Annotated in this window: 25 protein-coding genes and 1 pseudogene; 8 read left to right on the forward strand and 18 right to left on the reverse strand. The window is 68.0% G+C overall.

Going from position 1 to position 21,286, the window contains the following annotated elements; all coding sequences use genetic code 11:
* The first annotated feature begins 20 nt into the window (after positions 1-20).
* Positions 21-407 (forward strand): hypothetical protein, encoded by a 387-nt coding sequence (locus JJ683_RS10240; RefSeq protein WP_200173788.1) that lies wholly within the window; start codon positions 21-23, stop codon positions 405-407.
* Between the two features lie 28 nt (positions 408-435).
* Here JJ683_RS10240 and JJ683_RS10245 read toward each other — a convergent pair whose 3' ends face one another.
* Together JJ683_RS10245 and JJ683_RS10250 are read right to left on the reverse strand one after the other, a co-directional pair.
* Positions 436-999, reverse strand: coding sequence for a dihydrofolate reductase family protein (locus JJ683_RS10245; protein ID WP_200173789.1), 564 nt, complete (start codon positions 997-999; stop codon positions 436-438).
* A gap of 103 nt (positions 1,000-1,102) precedes the next feature.
* Entirely contained in the window at positions 1,103-1,561 is a 459-nt protein-coding gene (locus JJ683_RS10250; protein ID WP_200173790.1) for an acetyltransferase, read from the reverse strand.
* Positions 1,562-1,690: 129 nt separating this feature from the next.
* Here JJ683_RS10250 and JJ683_RS10255 point away from each other — a divergent pair, with 129 nt between their 5' ends.
* The 3 genes from JJ683_RS10255 (at position 1,691) to JJ683_RS19095 (ending at position 3,343) form a co-directional block, all read left to right on the forward strand.
* Positions 1,691-2,035: a VOC family protein gene (locus JJ683_RS10255; protein WP_200173791.1), complete on the forward strand. Its 345-nt coding sequence runs from the start codon at positions 1,691-1,693 to the stop codon at positions 2,033-2,035.
* 155 nt (positions 2,036-2,190) lie between these two features.
* Positions 2,191-2,412, forward strand: coding sequence for a hypothetical protein (locus JJ683_RS19090; RefSeq protein ID WP_242474594.1), 222 nt, complete (start codon positions 2,191-2,193; stop codon positions 2,410-2,412).
* Between the two features lie 388 nt (positions 2,413-2,800).
* Positions 2,801-3,343, forward strand: a complete 543-nt coding sequence (locus tag JJ683_RS19095) for an MFS transporter (RefSeq protein ID WP_307810833.1) — start codon at positions 2,801-2,803, stop codon at positions 3,341-3,343.
* On the opposite strand, the gene JJ683_RS10265 is transcribed toward JJ683_RS19095, so the two are convergent.
* Complete coding sequence (locus tag JJ683_RS10265) at positions 3,321-3,938, reverse strand: class I SAM-dependent methyltransferase (protein ID WP_307810834.1); 618 nt, start codon at positions 3,936-3,938, stop codon at positions 3,321-3,323. The genes JJ683_RS19095 and JJ683_RS10265 overlap by 23 nt on opposite strands.
* Positions 3,939-4,267: 329 nt before the next feature.
* Between JJ683_RS10265 and JJ683_RS10270 the strand changes: the two genes are divergently transcribed.
* Positions 4,268-5,524 carry an IS256 family transposase gene (locus JJ683_RS10270; protein WP_200173795.1) on the forward strand — a complete coding sequence of 419 codons (1,257 nt, stop codon included), beginning with the start codon at positions 4,268-4,270 and terminating at the stop codon, positions 5,522-5,524.
* Between the two features lie 154 nt (positions 5,525-5,678).
* On the opposite strand, the gene JJ683_RS10275 is transcribed toward JJ683_RS10270, so the two are convergent.
* The 12 genes and pseudogenes from JJ683_RS10275 to JJ683_RS10325 all read right to left on the reverse strand — a co-directional run.
* A complete protein-coding gene (locus JJ683_RS10275; RefSeq protein WP_200173797.1) occupies positions 5,679-5,936 on the reverse strand; it encodes a type II toxin-antitoxin system RelE family toxin in 258 nt (85 codons plus the stop codon).
* A complete protein-coding gene (locus JJ683_RS10280) occupies positions 5,933-6,175 on the reverse strand; it encodes a type II toxin-antitoxin system Phd/YefM family antitoxin (RefSeq protein ID WP_182348256.1) in 243 nt (80 codons plus the stop codon). Before JJ683_RS10280 ends, JJ683_RS10275 begins: the two co-directional genes overlap by 4 nt.
* 83 nt (positions 6,176-6,258) lie before the next feature.
* Complete coding sequence (locus JJ683_RS10285; RefSeq protein ID WP_200173799.1) at positions 6,259-6,789, reverse strand: putative immunity protein; 531 nt, start codon at positions 6,787-6,789, stop codon at positions 6,259-6,261.
* A gap of 131 nt (positions 6,790-6,920) precedes the next feature.
* A complete protein-coding gene (locus JJ683_RS10290) occupies positions 6,921-7,442 on the reverse strand; it encodes a P-loop nucleotide/nucleoside kinase family protein (RefSeq protein ID WP_200173801.1) in 522 nt (173 codons plus the stop codon).
* On the reverse strand, positions 7,439-7,759 hold the full coding sequence (locus JJ683_RS10295) for a HigA family addiction module antitoxin (RefSeq protein WP_200173803.1): 321 nt from the start codon (positions 7,757-7,759) through the stop codon (positions 7,439-7,441). The genes JJ683_RS10290 and JJ683_RS10295 overlap by 4 nt, the downstream gene beginning before the upstream one ends.
* Positions 7,734-8,015: a type II toxin-antitoxin system RelE/ParE family toxin gene (locus JJ683_RS10300; protein WP_200173805.1), complete on the reverse strand. Its 282-nt coding sequence runs from the start codon at positions 8,013-8,015 to the stop codon at positions 7,734-7,736. The genes JJ683_RS10295 and JJ683_RS10300 overlap by 26 nt, the downstream gene beginning before the upstream one ends.
* Positions 8,016-8,107: 92 nt before the next feature.
* Positions 8,108-8,359, reverse strand: a complete 252-nt coding sequence (locus JJ683_RS10305) for a hypothetical protein (protein WP_207280132.1) — start codon at positions 8,357-8,359, stop codon at positions 8,108-8,110.
* Between the two features lie 296 nt (positions 8,360-8,655).
* Positions 8,656-9,081 (reverse strand): type II toxin-antitoxin system VapC family toxin, encoded by a 426-nt coding sequence (locus tag JJ683_RS10310; RefSeq protein WP_200173809.1) that lies wholly within the window; start codon positions 9,079-9,081, stop codon positions 8,656-8,658.
* Positions 9,078-9,311, reverse strand: coding sequence for a FitA-like ribbon-helix-helix domain-containing protein (locus JJ683_RS10315; RefSeq protein ID WP_200173811.1), 234 nt, complete (start codon positions 9,309-9,311; stop codon positions 9,078-9,080). Before JJ683_RS10315 ends, JJ683_RS10310 begins: the two co-directional genes overlap by 4 nt.
* Before the next feature lie 147 nt (positions 9,312-9,458).
* Positions 9,459-10,538: a redox-regulated ATPase YchF gene (gene ychF, locus JJ683_RS10320; protein WP_200173813.1), complete on the reverse strand. Its 1,080-nt coding sequence runs from the start codon at positions 10,536-10,538 to the stop codon at positions 9,459-9,461.
* A gap of 12 nt (positions 10,539-10,550) precedes the next feature.
* Positions 10,551-10,982 (reverse strand): TrkA C-terminal domain-containing protein, encoded by a 432-nt coding sequence (locus tag JJ683_RS19660; RefSeq protein WP_307810838.1) that lies wholly within the window; start codon positions 10,980-10,982, stop codon positions 10,551-10,553.
* A 270-nt stretch (positions 10,983-11,252) separates the two neighbouring features.
* Positions 11,253-12,665: pseudogene (locus JJ683_RS10325) on the reverse strand (chloride channel protein); the annotation flags it as partial.
* 238 nt (positions 12,666-12,903) lie between these two features.
* Here JJ683_RS10325 and JJ683_RS10330 point away from each other — a divergent pair.
* Complete coding sequence (locus JJ683_RS10330) at positions 12,904-14,160, forward strand: AI-2E family transporter (protein WP_200173818.1); 1,257 nt, start codon at positions 12,904-12,906, stop codon at positions 14,158-14,160.
* Positions 14,161-14,178: 18 nt separating this feature from the next.
* Here the strand turns inward: JJ683_RS10330 and JJ683_RS10335 are convergent, their stop codons facing one another.
* The 3 genes from JJ683_RS10335 to JJ683_RS10345 all read right to left on the reverse strand — a co-directional run bounded on the left by JJ683_RS10335 (position 14,179) and on the right by JJ683_RS10345 (position 19,092).
* Positions 14,179-17,295 carry an AAA family ATPase gene (locus tag JJ683_RS10335; RefSeq protein WP_200173819.1) on the reverse strand — a complete coding sequence of 1,039 codons (3,117 nt, stop codon included), beginning with the start codon at positions 17,293-17,295 and terminating at the stop codon, positions 14,179-14,181.
* The gene (locus JJ683_RS10340) at positions 17,292-18,440 is read right to left on the reverse strand and encodes an exonuclease SbcCD subunit D (protein ID WP_200173820.1); all 1,149 of its coding nucleotides are present in this window, start codon (positions 18,438-18,440) and stop codon (positions 17,292-17,294) included. The genes JJ683_RS10335 and JJ683_RS10340 overlap by 4 nt, the downstream gene beginning before the upstream one ends.
* A gap of 115 nt (positions 18,441-18,555) precedes the next feature.
* Positions 18,556-19,092, reverse strand: coding sequence for an IS110 family transposase (locus JJ683_RS10345; RefSeq protein WP_242474595.1), 537 nt, complete (start codon positions 19,090-19,092; stop codon positions 18,556-18,558).
* 282 nt (positions 19,093-19,374) lie between these two features.
* Here JJ683_RS10345 and JJ683_RS10350 point away from each other — a divergent pair, with 282 nt between their 5' ends.
* Together JJ683_RS10350 and JJ683_RS10355 are read left to right on the forward strand one after the other, a co-directional pair.
* Positions 19,375-20,565 (forward strand): DNA recombination protein RmuC, encoded by a 1,191-nt coding sequence (locus tag JJ683_RS10350; RefSeq protein ID WP_200173821.1) that lies wholly within the window; start codon positions 19,375-19,377, stop codon positions 20,563-20,565.
* 17 nt (positions 20,566-20,582) lie between these two features.
* Positions 20,583-21,286: DUF6542 domain-containing protein (locus JJ683_RS10355; RefSeq protein ID WP_200173822.1), on the forward strand; the 704-nt coding region annotated here is incomplete at its 3' end.

Raw genomic sequence — 21,286 nt, forward strand, 5'->3', positions numbered from 1 at the left:
GCGGGTCGTACGGTGGAATCATGACTGCTCCCCGAGTGCTGCAGATCGGGATGGACCCGGAAGTGATCGACTTCTCGCCGTGGCCCGGCCAGGACGCCGGCGCGCTGCGTGCCCGCCTCGGCGAGGCCGAGGCGGCGCTCCGCGGGGCCGATGTCGATGTGACGGTGTGCCTGCTGCCCGACGACGCCGACGCCGCCGAGTCGGCGGTGCGGAAGGTCGTCGGCGACGAGCCGTTCGACGCGGTCGAGGTCGGATCCGGGCTGCGGACGTCGCATGAGTACACACTCGTATTCGAGCGGGTCGTCAACACGGTGGCCGCCCTCCGGCCGGGCGTCCCGTTCTGCTTCAACGACTCGCCGGAAACGACGCTCGACGCTGTGCGCCGCGGGCTCGCTTCGCGGTCATGATCGACCGGTGAGCGGGCCCCGGGCCGGCTCAGCGGCGCCGGTACCGCGAATATGAGACGCCGCCGTCGAAGACCCGGTGTCCGGCGAGCCTCAGATCGAGTCGCACGCCGTCAGGCAGAGCCCGAAGGCCGCCGCCGACGATCCTCGGCACCACGAAGAGGTGGTAGTCGTCGATGAGCCCCGCACGGATCGCCTCCGCCGCTGTGGTGGGCCCGAAGATCTCGACCGCGCCTTCTGCACGTTCCACGATCCGCTGCAGTTCGACGAGGCTCACCGCTGACGCGATGCGAGCCCGTTCGGAGGTGAGCCGCTCCGGCGTCATCGTCGACGACACCACGACCTTGTCGATGGCCCGCCAATGCCGGGCGAACTCCCGTTCCGCCGCAGGACTGTCCGCCGAGTCCGGATAGGTATCCCAAAAACCCATCAACTCGTACGTTCTGCGCCCGAGCACCTCGGTGGACACTCCGGCGATGCGCTCGAGATGGGCCGCGAACACCGCGTCGTCCGGGGCGGTCCACTGGAAGTCGCCGTCGGAGTCGGCGACGTAGCCGTCGATGGACACCGTCGCCGCGTAGCTGAGGGTTCCCATGGCGGATCGGACCTCCTCACGCAGGCGGCTCAACCGCGAGGCGGGGTCCTGGCGCCGTTCTCACACGTAGGCGCGTACCGCCCCGAAACGTACGGTAGCAGCGTCACCCCTGCACCATGTGCAAAAGCGGATACGGACGGCCCTGGTCGTCCAACTCGCTCCTGCCGGCCACCCGGCATCCGTGGCGATCGTAGAATCCGACCGCCTGTGCGTTCTGCTCGTTGACGTCGACGGTACGCACACCGTGCCCGGCGACGACGGACGACAGGAGCGCGCTCCCGATCCCCTGGCCGCGGGCGGACGCGTCGACGAACAGCATCTCCAGATTCCCTTCCGCGACACCGGCGAATCCGACGGGCACTCCCCCGCGCTCCGCCACATACGACTCCACCTGCGGAAAGTAGTCCGAGGCCAAGTGGGATTCGATCTCGGCGCGGTGCTCCTCGGCGAGGAAGTCGTGCGTGGCATCCACCGCGCTGCGCCACACCGCCACGAGCCGCGGATACTCCTCCGGCCCGAACGTGCTGCGGATGCTGATATCAGGAGTGCCTTCGAACGGCATCGCGTCAGCTCCGCCCTACGGTGGCGCACCTACGAGTGTTCACGCTGGGCGACTTTATCGGATCCTTCCGCCTCACAGCGACGTGCGCCCCTCTTGACCAGGCGCTACCGAGATGCTCGTGTAGCACGTATGAAGGTCGAACGGATCGCACCCATACTCACCGTCGACGACATCGACGCCGCCGTCGCCGAGCACTCATCCGTCCTCGGGATGCGGGTGGTGATGAACATGGGGTGGATCGTGTTCCTCGCCGACCACGACGGCAGGCAGATCGGTCTGATGACCACCGATGCGACCGCCCCCGTCAACCCTGATGTCTCCGTCTTCGTCGACGACGTCGAGGCGGCCCATGCCGCCGCCGTGACCTCGGGGCTGGAGATCATCCATCCCCTGTCCACAGAGCCGTGGGGCGTGCGCCGGTTCTTCTACCGCGACGCGTCGGGACGCGTCGTCAACGTCGGGACCCACGTCTGAACGACTCCGCCCTGCACTGCTTTCGGCCCGCTAGATTACCGTCGACGTTGCCGTCGTGCTCATCGCGCCGACGCGGGGGGCAAGGAGACCGGTTCCGGTGCAGACCGATCCCCTTCTCCGCGAGCGCCGCTGCCGCCGAGGCCCAGCGCGCGCGGGTGCACAAGCGGACCCTCACCGCCGTCGTCCTCAGCCAGATCCTCGGCGGGGCCGGTCTCGCCGCGGGAATCTCGGTGGGCGCGCTGCTCGCGGAGAACATGCTGGGTTCCGATGCGCACTCGGGGCTGCCGACAGGGCTGTTCACCCTCGGTCCAGCGCTGGCGGCGTTCGTGGTCGTCGCCGCAATGGCCGGAAGCGTGCCCCTGCTGTTCGTCGCGTAGTTCGTCTACGGGGCGGGAGCCGCGACGAACCTGCAAGCGCGCTACGCGGGCGCAGATCTGGCCCCGCCCGATAGACGCGGCTTCGGCAGCAGCGTGGCGATGGTCGCCACCGCCGTCGGCGCCGTGGCGGGGCCGAACCTCATCGACCCGCTCGGCAGCCTCGCCGACGCCCTGGGCGTGCCCACGCTCGCCGGTCCGCTCATCCTGGCCGCCGCCGCCTACGTCGCCGCCGGGCTGGTGCTCTTCGTGTTCCTGCGCCCCGACCCGTACCTGCTCGCGCGGCGCATCGCGAGCGTGACCCCCGCACGGGGACAGCACCGATATGTCGCCGACGGGGGCTGCGCCGCGAATCGGGGCCGGGGCATACGCGGGCGCCACGGTGATGGTCGTGGCGCAGCTCGTCATGGTCGCGATCATGACGATGACGCCCGTGCACATGCGCGCGCACGATTTCGATCTGGCGGCCGTCGGGCTCGTCATCGGCATGCGCATCGGGGCGATGTGGCTGTCCTTGCTCGTCACCGGCCTCCTCGTCGACAAGCTCGGCCGCACACCGATGGCCGTCGCCTCCGGGGTCACGCTGCTACTGGCCGGGATCGTCGCGTCCACCGCTTCGGGCGACTCGCTGGGCCTGCTGACCCTCGCGCTCATGCTGCTCAGCCTCGGCTGGAACTTCGGCCTGGTCTCCGGGACCGCGCTGGTGGTCGACGCGACTGTTCCGCAGAACCGACCCAGGATGCAGGGCACCATCGACGTTCTCATCGCACTGTCCGGGGCGGGCGGCGGCACCATGTCCGGGGTCGTCATGTCCTCCGCCGGTTACCAGTGGCTGGCGCTCGGCGGCGGCGTGCTCGCGCTTGCGCTCATCCCAGTCCTGCTGGTGCGCAGGGCGCCCCATGTCCGGACGATCAGCCGCGGAATTCGGCGGTGATGGCCGCGTGCGGCCGCACGCCGGGATCCTCCCGCGTCTGGACGTCCACCACATCGAACCCTGAGCTTCGCAGTAGCCGTGCCATTGCATCGACCGGCCAGATGTAGGCGGTGGCCACCGCGTGACCGAACGGTTCGATCCGCGGCCCTGTGAAGAATCCGAGGAGAAGGGAGCCCCCTGGCCTGAGGCATCGGGCGAACTCGGTGAGAATCTCCGCGACGATGCTCGGCGGGCTGTGGATCACGGAGTACCACGCGAGCAGGCCCGTAAGTGCGTCCGTGTCCACCGGCAGCGCCTCGAGACGGCCGACGCTGAACGGCACCCCGGCGAACCGTGCGCGTGCGGGTTCGACGAACTCCTGGACCATGTCCACACCCACGACGTCGGCGCCCCGATCACGCAGATGCTTCGCCAAGTGTCCGGGGCCGCAGCCCGCGTCGAGAATCGCGCCGTCGACGTGGCGGGCCCAGCCGTTGATCGCCGCCACGTCGCTCAGCGACATCGACTCCATCGAACCGAGCAGTTCCGTGTACTCCTGGGCGCGTGCCCCGTAGGCAGTGCGCACCGCGTGGACCGCACTTCGTGTATCAGGCACGGGGACTGCTTCCTCTCCGACGGAGCGAGGTACCGCGCACTGCCGCTCGACCGACGCCTGGATCTCGCGGATGTACCTTTCCTTCTGACCGACGATCCAGCGCCCTGCGGTGAAGTCCTCGATCGAAGACATATCCCGTTGCGCGGCCGGAGGAGCAATGATCAGAACCTGTGGATGTCGGGAAGGGCGTACTTTCCCGGAAGATGATCTACGAACTCACAGGACTCTGATCAAGACCAGCGCGGCAACGCTGTCGGGAAGGTACGCCCGCGCTCACGGTAGTAGACAACAACGACGACGGCAGCGAAGACCAGCACAGCGGCGAGGTGATGGCCGGTGCCGGCCGGTCGCTGCTCGATGAGATCGTCCGGGACGGGGCCCGGCGGATGCTCGCCGCCGCCCTGCAGGCCGAGGTCGCCGACTATATCGAGGCGCACGCAGGTCAGGTCGACGACAAGGGCCACCGGCTCGTGGTCCGTAATGGTTACCACCACGAGCGGGAGGTGATCACCTCTGCGGGCGCGGTGCCGGTGACCGCGCCGCGCGTGGGCGACAAGCGCATCGACCCCGACACCGGGCAGCGCAAGCGGTTCGCCTCGGCGATCCTGCCCGCCTGGGCCCGCAAGTCGCCGCAGATATCCGAGGTGCTGCCGCTGCTGTATCTGCGGGGCCTGCCTGGCAGCGATTTCAAGCCCGCGCTCGAGCAGTTCCTCGGCACCGGCGCCGGCCTGTCGCCGGCATCGATCACCCGGCTGACTCACCAGTGGCAGTCAGAGGCGGCCGCCTTCGGCCGGCGGGACCTCTCACAGGTCAAATACGTGTACCTCTGGGTGGACGAGATCCACCTGAAGGTGCGGCTCGAGCAGGGCAAACTGTGTCTCCTGGTCATGATCGGGGTGCGCGCCGACGGCCGCAAAGAGCGCGTGGCCCTGACCGACGGCTACCGCGAATCGAACGAGTCGTGGGCCGATCTGCCGCGCGACTGCGAACGCCGCGGCATGCGGGCGCCAACGCTGGCGATGGGCGACGGCGCCCTGGGCTTCTGGAACGCGCTGCGGGAGGTGTTCACTGATACCCGTCAGCAGCGATGCTGGTTCTACAGACAGGCCAATGTTTTTGCCGCCCTGCCGAAATCGGTGCACCGCGGTGCGAATGCGGCGATGAAGGAAATCTACGGGGCCGAGGACATCGACCTCGCCCGTAAGGCGATCGCCGCATTCGAGCACGACTACGGCGTCAAGTGGCCCAAGGCTGCCGCGAAGATCACCGACGACGCCGACGTGCTGCTCGAGTTCTTCCGATACCCGGCCGAGCACTGGACGCATCTGCGCACCACGAACCCGATCGCGTCCACCTTCTCGACGGTCCGTCTGCGTAAACGCGTGACCAAGGGGCCCGGCTCGCGGGCCGCCGCGATGGCGATGGCCTACAAGCTCATCGAAGCCGCACAGGGCCGCTGGCGGGCCGTGAACGCGCCGCACCTGGTCGCCCACGTCCGTGCCGGTACCACGTTCGACAAGGGCGTCCTCGTCGAACGCACCGAAGGCGATCCGGCCGCCACCGAGGGCGAATCACAGGCCGCCTGACACACACTCATCCACAGGATTTGACAATAGCTCCATCGAGATTCGGCGGGTCGTTCGCCAACGTTCTCCCCTGCAGAGCCCACTCCATCTCGCCGCCGGATGTCAGTTCGAAAATCTAAACTCGACCACGTTCCGACACGTAGAACCATGTGCGTCAGCGCCGGTAAACGTCACGCCTGTCCCCCGCCGCGACGACCATGACGAGGAGTTCGTCATCGTGGATCTCGTAGATGACTCGCCAGTTCCCCGTACGAACGCGCCAGGCGTCACGGCCAGTGAGCTTCTTCGACGCTGGCGGCCGAGGCTCATCAGCCAGCAGGACAAGTACAGCGCTGACCCGCTCCTGACCGTCACGCGGGAGCTTGCGGATCTGACGACGCGCGGCGGACGCGATTCGAACGGTACAGGTCACAGACCGAGCTCGCGACGGAGCTCATCGAGCGTGACGCTCTCCCCGCCTTCGGCCTTCGCCGCGTCATAGGCCGCGATGTCCTCGAGTTCCTCGGCCGCTTCCATCAGCCGATCGAGGGTGTCGGCATCCACGATCGCGCCCACCCGCCGATCGTGGCGAGTGAGGTATACGGGCTCGCTGTGCGCCCGGTCGATGAGCCGACCGAGCTGGTCGCGTGCCTTGGTTGCGGTGATCTCCACGACTCAAGAGTACCCCGAAATGTACATTCTCGGGAGGTTGGAGACGTCACTGCTGACGCTGCCCGAGGCTCCGTGAGCGATCGCTACCCAATAGCCGCCTGGATCTGGCGGATCACTGAGCCGAGCACGCCACGCGACAGAAGACCCTCCCCGAGCGGTCCAGATGAGTCAGCCCCGAGAGGCGGGAGCCGACGCAGCGCCTCACGCTCACGATCTGTGAGGTCCGCGATCTGCCATCGTACTTCTTCTTGCACGGCTTCCGGTCGATCCGGGTGAGCCAACGAGACGGCCTTGGCAGCGTAGGCGGCAGCCCCCAACGCGTGGGCATCCATGTGTGCGACCGCGGCCGCCTGGCCCACTGCCCGCGCTGCGGCACCACCGGCCGGAGTCGTCGCGGCCTTGGCCGCTTTCACAGCGAACAAACGCTTCTTGATCTCCTCACCAGCGCTGCTCTCCCCGGCGCTGTAGGCACGGGTACGGTCCACCGCATCGCAGATCTCGGCTTGCGCAGCAGCGTCGGCATCGAACCGCGGAAGCACCCGCTCAGCGCATGACAGCGCCCACCGCGCCAGTACCCGCCGGTCCGAATCGCTCAAGGTCTGGATCGATGCCATGACACGACCATAATCGGCACGATCACGTCACGACCATCACGATGGGCGGACGATGGGCGGGCGCGCGCTCACACGTTGAACCGGAATTCGACCACGTTCCGGCACGGAGAGTCATCAGCGACGACGGTGCCTCATCTCGCACTGAGGCGCTCGGTGAGTGAGTCCGCGATCTCGTCCGCAGCCTGCGCTGCCGTGTCAAACTCCAAGACCTCATCGGACCAGACGGCATAGTCAGCGCGACGACGCTGCACATCCGACCAGGTCGGCTCACTGACGTGGGCGAGACCGCGATCCCTGCCGCTGAGCCTTCGCCGATGCTCCGGCACATCAGAGATCATGAGGTGCACGAATTCGAGGAATGCGCCCGTACGCGCGGCCGCCGTCCGCCGAATCTGCCGCGCCTCCTCACCGTCGTTGACTGCATCTACGACGACATCGTGACCGAGCCGCAGATTCTGCTCCGCCATCGCACGTACCGTCTCATACCCCGCGACACCGACTTGCCGCCCCGCCGGCAATCCGCAGGCGAGAATCGACTCCTCGATTGGGTCGATGGACAGGTGGACCGCTCCCGTGTTCACAGCGAAGACCTCGGCAACGCTGGTCTTCCCGACACCCGGGAGACCGGAGATCACGATGAGGTGCCCGGTCACGCGACCTGCAGCGGAGTGATCGCAGCGACCTCGTCGCGCAGCGCCCGGCGCTCCAGGCGCAGCTCGTAGTTCGACTGCAGATTCATCCAGAGCTCCTCGGACGTCCCAAAGTACTTCGCGAGCCGAATCGCCGTGTCCGCCGTGATTCCCCGCTTGCCGTGCACGATCTCGTTGATGCGCCGCGGCGGCACCCCGATGGACACGGCCAGCTTGTTCTGCGTGATCCCGAAGCCCTCGATGAAGTCCTCCATGAGGACCTCTCCAGGGTGAATCGGCTCGATCAGATCCGCCTCAGTGGTAGTCGACGAGTTCGACATTGTCCGCACCTCCATGTCTCCAGAAGAAGCAGAGCCGCCATTGCGCGTTCACGCGGATGCTGTACTGTCCGCGACGGTCGCCGACGAGCCGCTCCAACCGGTTCCCCGGCGGGACCCGGAGGTCTTCGACATCCTTCGCCGCATGGATCAGCTCGAGCTTCCGCATGCTCGCCCGCTGCACGGTCCGGTCGACGCGCTTGACGTACTGCTCATGCCAGATGCGTTCAGTGTCCTTGGTGCCGAACGATCTGATCACGAGGCGAGTCTATAACGGGGACCGTCATTAACGCTAGACGTTAAACCGGAACTCGACCGAGTTCCGGCACAGAAGGCCATCTGCCGACAGAACTACCAAGCACGTCCACGCAGGTTGATGTCGCCGTCCGGCCACAACTCCAGCGACGCGCTGATGGGTCGGATGAGGATCGGCCGGCCCGGCTCATCCACGACGGGTGCACCCTTGCGCCCGATCGACCTCTCGCGGGCAACGATCCGCGTCCACCCACACACCTCGGAGAACGCGACGACTTGCTTCCGGCAGCCCAGGTAGCCGAAGGCGACGCTGTGATGATCCTTCATCGACCGCTCTGCCCGCTCCATGAGCGAGCCCCGAGGCGCATCCCTCGCGCTTCATCGGAGACCAGGACTCCGCCGATTCCAGCGATCGCGACAGTCTCGAGACCGATATCAATCTCACGGTGGGCTCATCGCACGTGCCCGACTACGCGGCCGTCGATGCGCGCGATAACGTGAACATCGTGCGGTGCGGAGCCATAAGGCTGTTCGATCCCACTCTCCGAAATCATCGAGATGCTCGCCGTCGAAGAGCCGCCGGAGCTCACACAGTTCACCCTCGGTGAGATTTTCGTGAGCGATGACGTCGAGCACGGAATGCGTCATCCGTCAGTTCTCCACGGGTTGATCAGGTCGATGCCGGTGTTCGCGAAGTCCTTGACATTCCGCGTCGCGCAGGTCGCGTCGTGCGCCAGGCAGATCGCAGCAATCTGCGCATCGGCCGTGCTGATCGGCGCTCCTGCAGCCTCGCGGGCGAGAAGCACGTCCGCGTAGCACTCCGCCGCCGCTTCATCGAACGGCAGCACCGAACGACTCCCCCGGTACGGCCCGAGCGCCGATTCGATGTGCTTCGTCAGCTCTGTCTTGCGACGACCGTCCGCCAGTCTCCGCACGCCTGCGAGCAGTTCGGCGAGCGTCACTGACGTGATCGAAACGTCCCCCGTCAGCGACGCGAGCCAACCGACGACGCGCGCCTCCGGCGAAGGCCGAAAGACCTCCGAGATGACGTTCGTGTCGAGGACGATCACCCGAAGTCCACCGACCGTGCGACGTCATCGCGCACTGGGACCGGCAGTTCTTGGACACCGCCGACCTCTTGAGCGGCAGCCAGCAACGCCATGCCGATGTGCGGCCGTCGCGCTGCCCTGGTCAGGATGTCGCGGACCTCGGCCTCCATGGATCGGCCGTGTTCCTTCGCCTGCGTGGCGAGTTGCTGCTTCACGGCGTCGTCGAGACCGCGAACGATGATGGACGACATCGGCAACCACCTCCTCTGCTATCACTCATGATAGCGCGATCGACGCAGCCTCATCAGCGGAGCACACGATCCATCAGACGACACCGCCTCGGCCGCCTCGTCACCAAGCAACCGGGGCGGTCAGCACTGCAGCTTTGCGGAACGCAATCACACGTTGAATCGGAACTCCACCACGTCACCGTCGGCCATCACGTAGTCCTTGCCCTCCATGCGCACCTTGCCGGCGGCCTTTGCGGCGGCCATGGATCCGGCCGAGTCGAGGTCGGAGAACGAGACGATCTCCGCCTTGATGAAGCCCTTCTCGAAATCCGTGTGAATCACGCCGGCGGCCTTGGGGGCGGTATCGCCCTTGCGGATCGTCCACGCCCGCGACTCCTTCGGCCCCGCGGTGAGATAGGTCTGCAGGCCGAGGGTGTGGAAACCGGCGCGCGCCAGCGAGTCCAGACCAGGCTCGTTCTGGCCCACCGATTCGAGCAGCTCCAGCGCGTCCTCGGCGTCCAGCTCGAGCAGCTCGGCCTCCACCTTGGCGTCGAGGAAGACCGCGTCGGCGGGGGCGACGGCGGCGCGCAGCTCGGCCTTGCGGTCCTCGTCGGTGAGCACGCCCTCGTCGGAGTTGAACACGTACAGGAACGGCTTCGTCGTCATCAGGTGCAGCTCGCGCAGCGCAGGCCCGTCGATCTCGCCCTGCGCCGAGAACAGGGTCCGGCCCGCGTCGAGGATCTCCTGCGCCTGCTTGGCGGCCGCGACCGTCTCGGCGAGGTCCTTGTTCTTGCGCGCGTCCTTCTCCAGGCGCGGCAAGGCCTTCTCTATGGTCTGGATGTCCGCCAGAATCAGCTCGGTCTCGATCACCTGGATATCGGCAAGCGGATCGATGCGCCCGTCCACGTGCACCACGTCGCCGTCGTCGAACACCCGCACCACCTGGCAGATGGCGTCAGCCTCGCGGATGTTGGCGAGGAACTGGTTGCCCATCCCCTCCCCCTCGGAGGCGCCCTTGACGATGCCGGCGATATCGACGAACGACACGGTGGCGGGCAGGATCCGCTCCGACGAGAAGATCTCCGCGAGCCGGAGCAGCCGCGCATCCGGTAGCTCGACGACGCCGACGTTGGGCTCGATAGTGGCGAACGGGTAGTTCGCCGCGAGCACGTCGTTGCGGGTAAGGGCGTTGAATAGCGTGGACTTGCCGACGTTGGGCAGGCCGACGATACCGAGGGTCAGACTCACGGTCTCCAGAGTCTACGTTGTGGCCGTTCGCACCTCGTCGGCGCCGAAGGCGCGCTCACGGAACTCGGCCAGCCTGTGCGGAGGTCCGAGTACTGTCACCACGTCCCCCTCCTGGAGTGCAACCCCGTCCGCGCCCTGCAGGATCGCTCCGCCGCGCAGGATGGACAGCACGATCACCTCGCCCGGCACCGCCGGACCGGCCACGCCGGCCCTGACCATCGTCGAGCCCGCAGCAATCGGGATGTCTACCACATCCGCGTACTTGGAGACGCCGTGGAAGCGCGTGGCGTCCATGTGCAGCGCAGTCTGATAACCGCGCACGATGCCGTTTACGGTGACCACCCCACGCAGCACCCGGTCCGGATCCACGACCACAGCCCACCGCTGGTCCGCCTCCGACCCCGGCGGCAGCACTGCGAGCACCTCATCGAGGTTCTGGTCCATCCCCACGGCTACCGCGGCACGATCGATGGCCGGCCCGATGCCGGAATCAGCCGATCCGGTGCACTGAGAGGCGGCGAGCACGCCGACGAAACGACCGTCCACGTCCGTGACCGGTGCACTGACGACGCCGGCGGCGCGCAGTTTCAGTTCCGCGTCGCCCCAGGCGTCGCGGGACGACAACACGACCGGCGGCGCCGACACGACCGTGCGCACCGGAACGCGGTCCAGAAGTGGCAGCGCAGAGCCGACGCGCGCGGCGTACTCGGTTTCACGGCTGTCCACCTGCTCGCTGTAGATCGTGTCGCCCGCCTGCCGCACGAGCAGATATGCCAGGCCGACGGCGAGCATCGCGGGCACGAGCACGGTGTAGCTGCCGGTCATCTCCCCCACCATGAGCATCACCGCCAACGGCACCCGTGCCACGCTGCCGAAGCACGCCATCATGCCCACGACGACGAACACCGCGGGGCTCTCGGGGACCGACGGCGCGCCCACGGCCTCCAGCACCCGCCACACCGCTCCGCCGACGAAGGCGCCGATCACCATGCCGGGTCCGAAGATCCCGCCCGACCCGCCTGACCCGATCGACAGCGCGGTGGCCAGGATCTTCGCGGCCGGCAGAATGAGCACAACCCACAATGGCAACGACAAGAGCCCGGACCGGTCCAGCGCCAACTGCGCCCACCCGTACCCGCTGCCGAGCACCTGTGGGATGGCCAACGCCAGCAGACCCACCAGGACCCCGCCCGCCGTGGCCTTGCCGATGCGCGCGGCGCGACCGGCGCCCGGCAACCGCTTCGTCAGCCTGACCGTCGCATAGAAGGTGCGACTGTAGGCGAGCCCGACCACCCCGGACAGAATTCCGATGACCGCGAACCAGACCAAGTGGACCGGGTCGTCGAACATGTACCCGGCTGCGGCATCGCCGAACAACGGTCGGTATCCCTCGACGCTGCCGAATACCGCGTAGGCCGAGATCGACGTGATGAAACCGGGGATGAGCACACGGGCGTCGAAGTCGTTCTTGTACGCGATCGACGCCGACAGCACGGCGCCGCCCAGGGGCGCTCCGAAGATCGCGCCGATGCCGGATCCGATGCCCACCCCCACCGCGATCCGGCCATCCGCCGGCCGCAGGTCCAGAAACCGCGTGAGCAACGAAGCGAATCCGGCCGAGATCTGTGCCGTCGGCCCCTCGCGTCCGCCGGAGCCGCCGGAGCCGATCGTCAACGCCGACGCGACGATCTTCACAATCACGGTGCGTACCTTGATCTGCCGGGGATTGCGGTGGATCGCCGCGATCGCCGCATCGGTGCCATGCCCCTCGGCTTCCGGCGCCAAGGTGAATACCAGCAAACCGGACGCCAGCGCACCGCCGCCGACGACCAGCGGAATCGCCCACGGCCGTGTGAAGTCGGAGAATCCGATGCCACCGGGGGCGCCACCGCCGGCGGCGTCCGGCTGTGGAGGCGTGTAGCCGCCCAGGCCTACGAGCAGCAGATCCGTCGCGTGGGTGAGCAGCCAGTAGAAGCCGATCGCACCGAGGCCGGCGATCGCGCCGATGAGCACACCGAGCACGAGCCACTTCTGCAGATACGACGCCCTACCCAGCGTGCGGCCCGCGCGTCGACACGCATCGCAGACAACGGTGAAGAGCCGGCCGCCACCTCCCCGAACGGTCATCCGCTCACCGTAGCCCGCTCCGGCTGCCCCGGGACGGCCGTCGGCAAATCGGGGCGACGAAAGGCCACCCCGGCGCTTCCGCATCCGCTTGCACGTCGGGCCCGTGCGGCCGAGATGCGTGACACGCGGGCATGTTCGCCTATCCGCACCCCATCATCGGCGATGATGAGGGACGACCAGCGGCGCACGCTCCGTCGGTGTGTCGTACGCACAACTCCCGACAGTGAAGTGAGGATCGATGTCGCAGCACACCCCTGCACGTACGCGCGGCGAGGTGATCGGACGCGGCGGTCGGTGGCTCGCCGAGTGGAGCTTGCGCATCATCCTCATTCTCGGAGCCTTGTGGCTGATCGACCACCTGCTGGGCAAGGTCTGGGTGGTCGTGCTTCCGGTGCTCATCGCGACCATCATGGCGACCGTGCTGTGGCCCATCAGCGGCTGGATGCAGCGGCACAGGGTTCCGCCCGCCGTGGCCGCGTTGACGACGATGGTGGGCGGGTTGATCGTGCTCGCCGCCGTCATCGCCGGCATCGTGCCGTCGGTCATGAACCAGATCGGCCCGCTCGCCGACAGGACCGTCGAGGGCGTCAACAAGGTGCAGGATTGGCTGACGGGGCCGCCGTTCAACATCCGGCCCGAGCAGATCAACGAGGCCGTCCACGCCATCACCAGCAAGGTGCAGTCCAGCGCCTCGACGATCGCGCAGGGCGTGTTCACCGGTGTGAGCACCGCAGGGTCGGTGGTCGTGACGTTGCTGCTGATCGTGGTGTTGTTGTTCTTCTTCATCAAGGACGGCCCCAAGTTCATCCCCTGGATGCACCGATCCACCGGCGGGCCCGCCTCGCACCATGTCGAGGAGGTGCTGCAGCGGATGTGGTCGACGCTCGGCGGCTTCATCCGCACACAGGCGCTCGTCGCCTTCATCGACGCACTGTTCATCGGCGTCGGCCTGGTGATCATCGGCGTACCGTTGGCCGGCGTCCTGGCGGTGATCACGTTCTTCGGCGGGTTCATCCCGATCGTCGGCGCTTTCGTCGCGGGGGCGTTGGCGGTACTCGTCGCTCTGGTGGCGAACGGCTGGACCACCGCGCTGATCGTGCTTGCGCTCATCATCGCCGTGCAGCAGCTCGAGGGCAACGTGCTCAGTCCGATGCTGCAGAGCAGGTCCATGGACCTGCACCCGGTGGTGGTGCTGCTGGCGGTGACGGCGGGCGGCAGCCTCTGGGGGATCGTGGGCGCGTTCCTCGCGGTGCCCGTCGCCGCCGTGGTCGCGGTCTTCGTCCGCTATATCAGTGAGCACATCGACGCCCAAGTTTCGCCGCTCCCGGCCGGCAGCGGCGTGGGACTGCCCGAGGCTTCGGGAACGGGCGGCACCGGTGGTCCGCAGATGGCGTCTCTTTCGGAGGACGCGGATCAGTCCGAGACCGCAGAGGCGGAGGGACCCCGGGGTTCGCTCGTTGCGCGCCTCATTCGCCGCAGCCGCAGTGACGATTGAGCACCGCCGCGCACGGATTCAGCCGACTCGTGAGCTCGAAGTCTGCAGCGACGAACCGGCCTCCCCCTTGACCACGTGCAGTCTGCTGGGAATGCGGTGCCGCATCTCGGCGACGTGGCTGACGATGCCCACCGCCCTGCCTCCGTCGCGCAGTTCATCGAGCACGCCCATCACCACGTCGAGGGTTTCGGCGTCGAGGGTGCCGAAGCCTTCGTCGATGAAGAGCGTTTCCAGGTGGATACCGCCGGACTCTTCCGAGACCACGTCGGCCAACCCGAGCGCCAGCGACAGCGAAGCCATGAAGGTCTCCCCTCCGGAGAGGGTGGACGTCGGCCTGACGGCACCGGTGTTGGCGTCGAGGATGTCGAGGCCCAGCCCTCCTCGCCGCTCACGTTTGATGGTTGCCTCGGTGTGGACGAATTCGTAGCGGCCGCCGGACATCACGCGCAGTCGCTGCGACGCAACCAACGCGACCTCCTCGAGTCGTGCAGCGAGAACGTAAGACCGCAGGGACATCCGGCGCGCGTTCTCACCGTCGCCCTTCATCACGTCCGCCAGCGCGGAGAGCCACACGTGCTCGTCCCGTAGCGGGTCGAGCGCCGCGACGGACTTGCCCAGACGTTCCGCCTGCTCGGTCACTGCCGTCAGCCGCGTGCGTGCCTGGTCCTGCGCCCGCACTGCCGACTCGAGCCGGTCATCGGCCTCGGCGGACGCCGCCGCGGCCGATTCGGTGTCGGCCGGCGGCAGGTCGGCGACAGCAACGATGTCCGGTTCTTCGAGAATCGAGCGAGCACTGGCGACCGCTTCGTGGGCGGCCGCCAGCTCGGCCTCGATCTCGGCGCACCGGGACGTCGTGCGCACCGCCGCGAGAGCCTCATCGGCGTCCTTGAAACCGGCTTCGAGGGCCGCGGCCACCACCGACTCTTGTGCCTTTCGCAGCGCCTCCGCCGCGGTGTCGGTTTCAGCGACGACCCCGCGCAGTTCTTCCACCCTCGCACGGATCCCCCGGATCTCCACAGCGCGCTCGCGAACGCCCGTGTGCTGCCCCACCGCGGAGTGCAGCCGCCCCCGAATAGCGTCGATACGCGCACGTAATCCCGCTGCGTGCGAATCCAGTCCGGATTTCGCCTCCCGCCGCGCTTCAAGGTCCACCTGCAGTGCGCCCAGCTGCAACTCCAGGCTTTCGAGCCGGGATGTGGCCTCGTCGAGCCGCCCTGCGAGGCGCGCGCTCTCCACGTGGGCCCCCTCAGCCGCCACGCGACGTCGGGTCGCGTCGTCGGCGTCCACGCCGTCCGCCTTCTGCGCCAGGACGGCGAGCTCCGTCTCTGCATCCCGCAGCGAACGGCGTGCTGCGTCCAACCGGCCTGCGAGCGTGTCTACCTCGCGCGTCGCAGAGTCCTCGTCCTGCTGGGTCACCGATCCTTCTGCTGCCGCCGCCGGCCGGGGGTGCTGCTCTGATCCGCACACCGCGCACGGCTCCCCTGTACGGAGTTCACCGGCGAGTTCCGCGGCCATGCCGTTGAGCCGCCGCTCACGCAGGTCCAGCGCGTGCGCGCGCGCATCGTTATAGCGGGACTCGGCGTCAGCGACGGCAGCGGCCTCGCTCTCCTGCGCGGCCCGCGCAGCCGGGATCGCCAGCGCCGCTTCCTCGATCGTCCTCGCGGTGTCCAGCGCTGCAGCCTGCGCGGGAAGCGCCGTCGTCGCCTGCGATGCGCGGTCACGCTCCTCGCGTACCCGCTCGATCGACGCGGGCAACGCCTCCGACTGATCCAGAACGGCGTGCAGCTCGGCCTCATTACGTTCGCGCCGCTCCGTGGCCTGCGATTGTTCCGAGATGAGCGCGGTCAACGCGTCTTCGTCTCCGGCGGCAGCGTCCAGGCGGACGAGTTCCTCATCGAGCCGGCGGGCACCCGCCTCCAGCGCGAAGGAGTCGATGTCGCCGCCATCGGACGTCGCCGCATCCAGGACGGCGGCGGATTCCGCATCGTGCGCGGCGAAGGCGGCGGCAAGCGCGTCGCGGCGCGCGACGGCCGCATCCCGGTCCGTTTCCGCCGCGGCCCTCGATCTTTCCGCCCAACCTGTGTGCTCTGCACGGCGCGCGGCGCCGAGTTCCGCAGTGACGCGCGTCCTGGCTTCGTTCCCCTGCTCGAAAGTCGCTACCGCGGCACATGCCTCCGCGCGCCGGTGTTGCGCCTTCGCCCTTTCCCGTTCGCGATCTGCCAGCGAGCGTGCCTCCGCGGCCGCAGTCCGCCGCGTGTGCAGCTCGTCCGCAGTGTGCACGGCGGCGGCTGCGGCGAGCTCCCGTACGGATTCGGCCCACGCGACGGGATCGTCATCCCGCATCCCGTCGCTCGACACGGCGCCTTCCGTGACATTACCGTCGTCACCGCTTCCATCGTCACCGCTTCCATCGTCGCCACCCCCGGGCACGTCGGGCTCGGCCGCCATCGCCCGCCCGGCGGCCGCTGCGAGATCTCCGGCCGCGGTGGTGAGTCCGTCGACCGCTACGGCGACCGACTGCCGGCCGTGTTCGAACGCCGCGGACGCCGCACGCCGGCGCTCCGCGAACCACTGCTCGACGTCGCTGAAACGTGCGGTGTCGAAGAGCCTTTCCAGCAGCGACGCGCGGGTACTGGTCTCCGCCTTGAGGAACTTCGCGAACTCTCCCTGCGGCAGCAGCACGACCTGGAAGAACTGCTCGGCGCTCATGCCCAGCAAGGAGGTCACCGCCCGCCCGATCTCGTCGATGCGGCTGAGGTTCTCACCGTTGCCGTCGAGCCATTCCAGGGTCGCCTTCGCGTTCTCCTTGGTCTCGCCCTCACCGCGTTTCTTCGGACGCATGTACTCGGGGCTGCGGCGGATCCGCAGGTGCCTGCCTCCGATCGTCGCTTCGAGGGACACTTCGGTAGGCGTCCCGGGCGCGGCGTGGTCGGAGCGCAGCCGACGCCCGTCCTGGCGTGCACCCGGCACGGTGCCGTACAGCGCGAAGGCCACGGCGTCGAGCACGGTGGTCTTGCCGGCGCCGGTCTGCCCGTGCAGCAGGAACAGCCCATCTGCGCCCAATGCGTCGAAGTCCACCCGCTGCGTGTCCGCGAACGGACCGAAACCGGTCATCGCGAGTGAATGCAGTCTCAACGCTCCCCCTCCTTCTCGGCGGTGACGGCCGCAAACGCCTCCGACACCAGCGACATCTCCTCGTCCGTCGGCTCGCCGCGCACGTCGTCGAGGAAGGCACGCACGATCTGGGTGTCATCACGCCCGCGCACCCGCTCGCGATAACGCAGTTCCGGGTTGCCGCCCGGCCGCTCCCATTCCAGGTGCACCGCGTGCGGGAAGCGCTCGCGCAGCCTGCGCATCGGATCCTGCGGCCGGCGTTCGTCCACCAGCAGCGCCGACACGTAATCCTGCTCCGCGTCCGCGTGCTCCGCACCGTCCAGCAGGTCCTGCAGCGTGCCGGTGAGGCGGCTCAACCCGCGCACGGAGGTCAGCGGTACCTTGCGCACCGACTCCAGCCCTTCGGCGCCCAGATCCACGATCCACACACCTTTCGCGTCGCTGCGTTCACCGAACGAGTAAGGCAAAGGGCTGCCTGAATAGCGCAACCAGGAACGGATCTCCTGCGGTGAGTGCAGGTGCCCGAGCGCCGCATAGTCCACGCCCTCGAACGCCGCTGCGGGCACTGTCTCCACTCCTCCCACGGAGATGGACCGTTCGGAATCGGTGGCATCGCCGCCGACGACGAAGGCATGCGCGACGACCACGGATCGGGTTCCCGGGTCCACGGCCGCGATGTCGGCGCGCACCCGTTCCATCGCCGCCGTCAACACATCCTCGTGCGTGCGGGCCGCGGGGACACCGAGCTCGCTGCGGCACACGTCCGGTTCCAGATAGGGCACGCCGTAGAACCGGACCGGACCGTGCTCATCGTCGAGCACGACCGGGTGACCGACGCCACCGACCGTGGTGAACAGATGAAGCCCCCCGGCGGCTGCGAAATCGGCGCCCGCCCCCAGACGCGCCGGCGAATCGTGATTGCCCGACGTCGCTATGATCGTCGCGCCCGCCTCCCGCAACGCCACCAACGCACGGTTGCACGCCCGCACCGCCTCCGCGCCCGGCACCGACCGGTCGTACACGTCCCCCGCCAGAACCACCGCGTCCACATGCTCACGGCTGACGATGCCGGCGATCTCCTCGAGGACGCTCTCCTGGTCCGCCAGCAGGTCCACGCCGTGGAAGGTCCGGCCGATGTGCCAGTCCGAAGTGTGCAGGATCCTCATGCCGCCGACGGTAGAGCACCGCACCGACAAGTCCGCGACCGGTGATCATCCGGTTCCGGGCGTGCGCGCCGCGACAGACAGCGCGGACCGCGCCGAATTGATGCTCCTATTGTTGTCAAGCCGCTGCGAGCCATTCGCGGTAGGTATCGACGAAGGCGTCGTCGCGTTGTAGTCCGCGTTCGATCCGTGAGATCACTGTTGGCCAGACACTGAAGTCGCGGGCGACGGCGGTCAGGGTGATGTTCTTGCTCTGCCGGGTAGTGCGCAGGTCGGCGTACTCGGGGGCCTGGACGGGCTTAGTGAGCAGTGTGAACATCTCGCGTGCGATGGCGCGTTTGAGCAGCCGCAGAGGGACAGATTTGCCGTGGCGGCGGCGGTCTGCGCGATCAGGGCGGATCGCTTCGGCAACGGTGAGACCTTCTGCAGACAGGGCCCGGGTGATGCCGGCACCGTAGCTGGAAGTGCCTTCGACGCCGACAACGCGCACACGCCCGCGGCTGTGCAGAAAAGCGATGGCCTTCCGATAACCGGCAGGGGTTGTCGGGTATTCGTGGTCAGCCTGAGGCTGGCCACGGTCGTCGATGGCGGCGACGTGGATCGTTTCGGCGTGCGTATCAACGCCCCCGTAGATCTCTAATGGTTCTGTCATCATGGCGGTGTGCTCCTTCGTACCGTCAGGGTCGGGTGCACGTCGGAGCGGGGCGGGCAGACAAGACATTGACGAGGAACTGCCACGCTCCTTATTAGGTCATGTCCGCCTCGCGTCCGGCGCGGTACTGCTGCGGCACCGGGACGGAGCCGGACAGATCAATTGGAAGACAGCCCAGCAGGGCGTCAGTCAGACCCTGAGTCACGGCCCGTCTCGGAGCCATCCACATCCTCATCGGATGCTCTTTCATCATCAATGTCGGACCCTTGGTGCAGGATCGTGGCCATGGATGTGATCACGGCCGTCATGCTGGTCGCTGCTCTGGTGCTCGGGGCCGTCGTCGGCTGGCTGGCGCATGCGGCACGTATCGGAAACCGGCTGGCACGCGCGGAGGCCACTATGGACGCCCGCGAGGAGGGACGCCGGTCTTGGGAGGCGTCGTTGGGCTCGGTCAACGACGAGGCTGCCCGCCGCAACGCCGGCGAGATCGGTGAGCGGATGGGGCATGTGGTCGCGCCCTTGCGGGATGCGTTAGGCGCTCTCAGCGAGCAGCTGCGGTTGCTCGAGCACGACCGCGTCGGCGCCTACGCGGGCATCAGCGAACAGGTGGCCGCCATGCATCATTCCAACCGCGAACTGTCCACTCAGACCACGCGTCTGGTCTCCGCGCTGCGCGCACCGCAAGTGCGAGGCAGATGGGGCGAGCTTCAGCTCGAACGCGTGGTGGAGCTCGCGGGGATGGCGCGCCATTGTGATTTCGACACGCAGGTCACCGCCGAGGCCGTCGACGGCCCGACCGCGCGTGTACGTCCCGACATGATCATCCGCCTGTCCGGCGGCCGCCGGATCGTCGTCGACGCGAAGGTCCCGCTGTCGGCCTACCTCGACGCCCTGTCCGCCACCCGCGAGCAGGAGCGCCAGAAGTTGATGTTCTCCCACGCCTCGCAGCTGCGTGCGCACGTCGACAAGCTCGCGGCCAAAGCCTACTGGCGCGCGTTCGACCCCACCCCGGAGTTCGTGGTGCTCTTCGTCCCCGGCGATCCGTTCCTCGACGCCGCAGTCTCCACCGACAAAGGACTGTTCGAGTACGCAATGGCGAAGAACGTCGTGCTCGCCACCCCCACCACCCTCGTCGCGCTGCTGCGCACCGTGGCTCTGGGTTGGCGTCAGGAGGCGCTGTCGCAGGAGGCCCGCACCATCCACTCACTGGGTACGGAACTGGCGCGGCGACTGGAAACTATGTCACGTCACTTCGACCGCGTCGGCGACCGCCTCGGCAAGGCCGTCGAGTCGTTCAATTCCACCGCCGCGTCCTTCGAGTCGCGAGTGATGGTGACCGCACGTCGCCTCTCCGAGCTGCAGATGACCGACACCGATCTGGCGCCGATACGCCAGGTCGAGTCGGTTCCGCGGGTCGTCGGATGGTCGGACACGCACGACGCCGACGGTGCGGCCGACGGCGCTGCGAGCGGATGAACGGTTAACCTCGCTAGGTGACCGATTCACCGCGCACCTCGCCGCGACGCCGCGGCCGGGTACCCCTGGACCAACGCTCAGTCCTGGCCACGACGCCCGGCGTGCCCTGGTGGGGCGCTCTGGCCTGCGCGGTCGCGGCTGCTCTGGTCGGGTTCCTCATCGACTCCGCCCGCGGCAGCCAGCTGACGTGGGTCTTCACCGTCCTGTACTTCCTCGGATGCGTCGCCGCGGTGTTGATGGTGCGCAACCGGTCGCTGTTCACCGCGATGGCACAACCTCCGCTGATACTGCTCGTCGCGGTGCCCCTGGCGTACCGGAGCTTCGCGGACAACCCCGCCGCGGGGCTCAAGGGCATCCTGTTCGACATGGCGCTCCCGCTGATCGACAGGTTCCCCACGATGATCGTGACCACTGTCATCGTGGTCGTCATCGGCGCATTCCGTCTCACGCTCTACGTGCAGGAACGGCGGGTCGCCACCCGCGGAACGGCCAAGACCCCGACGAAAAGGACGACGGAAGGTACCGCCTCCCGCACAAGAGCGACGGCCGGAGCGCCTACCGCAGACGACGGCGCCTCGCCAGGCGGAAACCGCCAGAGGCCGGCACGAGGGTCACGCCGTGCCGGCCGCGGCCGCCCCGCACGCTCCGCAACGGCTGCGGCCGACGGCCGGGACGAGCGTACGCGCGCGCAGGACCGCACGCGCGATGCGGGCAACCCGGG

Origin of the sequence: Tomitella cavernea, from assembly GCF_016599145.1 — a bacterium.
Classification (GTDB): domain Bacteria; phylum Actinomycetota; class Actinomycetes; order Mycobacteriales; family Mycobacteriaceae; genus Tomitella; species Tomitella cavernae.

Excerpts from the sequence above, each read along its gene's own strand:
- JJ683_RS10240 (WP_200173788.1), top strand. The coding sequence starts at position 21 with ATGACTGCTCCCCGAGTGCTGCAGATCGGGATGGACCCGGAAGTGATC.
- JJ683_RS10245 (WP_200173789.1), bottom strand. The coding sequence starts at position 999 with ATGGGAACCCTCAGCTACGCGGCGACGGTGTCCATCGACGGCTACGTC.
- JJ683_RS10250 (WP_200173790.1), bottom strand. The coding sequence starts at position 1,561 with ATGCCGTTCGAAGGCACTCCTGATATCAGCATCCGCAGCACGTTCGGG.
- JJ683_RS10255 (WP_200173791.1), top strand. The coding sequence starts at position 1,691 with ATGAAGGTCGAACGGATCGCACCCATACTCACCGTCGACGACATCGAC.
- JJ683_RS10270 (WP_200173795.1), top strand. The coding sequence starts at position 4,268 with ATGGCCGGTGCCGGCCGGTCGCTGCTCGATGAGATCGTCCGGGACGGG.
- JJ683_RS10285 (WP_200173799.1), bottom strand. The coding sequence starts at position 6,789 with ATGGCATCGATCCAGACCTTGAGCGATTCGGACCGGCGGGTACTGGCG.
- JJ683_RS10295 (WP_200173803.1), bottom strand. The coding sequence starts at position 7,759 with ATGTCGAACTCGTCGACTACCACTGAGGCGGATCTGATCGAGCCGATT.
- JJ683_RS10305 (WP_207280132.1), bottom strand. The coding sequence starts at position 8,359 with ATGGAGCGGGCAGAGCGGTCGATGAAGGATCATCACAGCGTCGCCTTC.
- JJ683_RS10315 (WP_200173811.1), bottom strand. The coding sequence starts at position 9,311 with ATGTCGTCCATCATCGTTCGCGGTCTCGACGACGCCGTGAAGCAGCAA.
- JJ683_RS19660 (WP_307810838.1), bottom strand. The coding sequence starts at position 10,982 with ATGGACCAGAACCTCGATGAGGTGCTCGCAGTGCTGCCGCCGGGGTCG.
- JJ683_RS10330 (WP_200173818.1), top strand. The coding sequence starts at position 12,904 with ATGTCGCAGCACACCCCTGCACGTACGCGCGGCGAGGTGATCGGACGC.
- JJ683_RS10340 (WP_200173820.1), bottom strand. The coding sequence starts at position 18,440 with ATGAGGATCCTGCACACTTCGGACTGGCACATCGGCCGGACCTTCCAC.
- JJ683_RS10345 (WP_242474595.1), bottom strand. The coding sequence starts at position 19,092 with ATGATGACAGAACCATTAGAGATCTACGGGGGCGTTGATACGCACGCC.
- JJ683_RS10350 (WP_200173821.1), top strand. The coding sequence starts at position 19,375 with ATGGATGTGATCACGGCCGTCATGCTGGTCGCTGCTCTGGTGCTCGGG.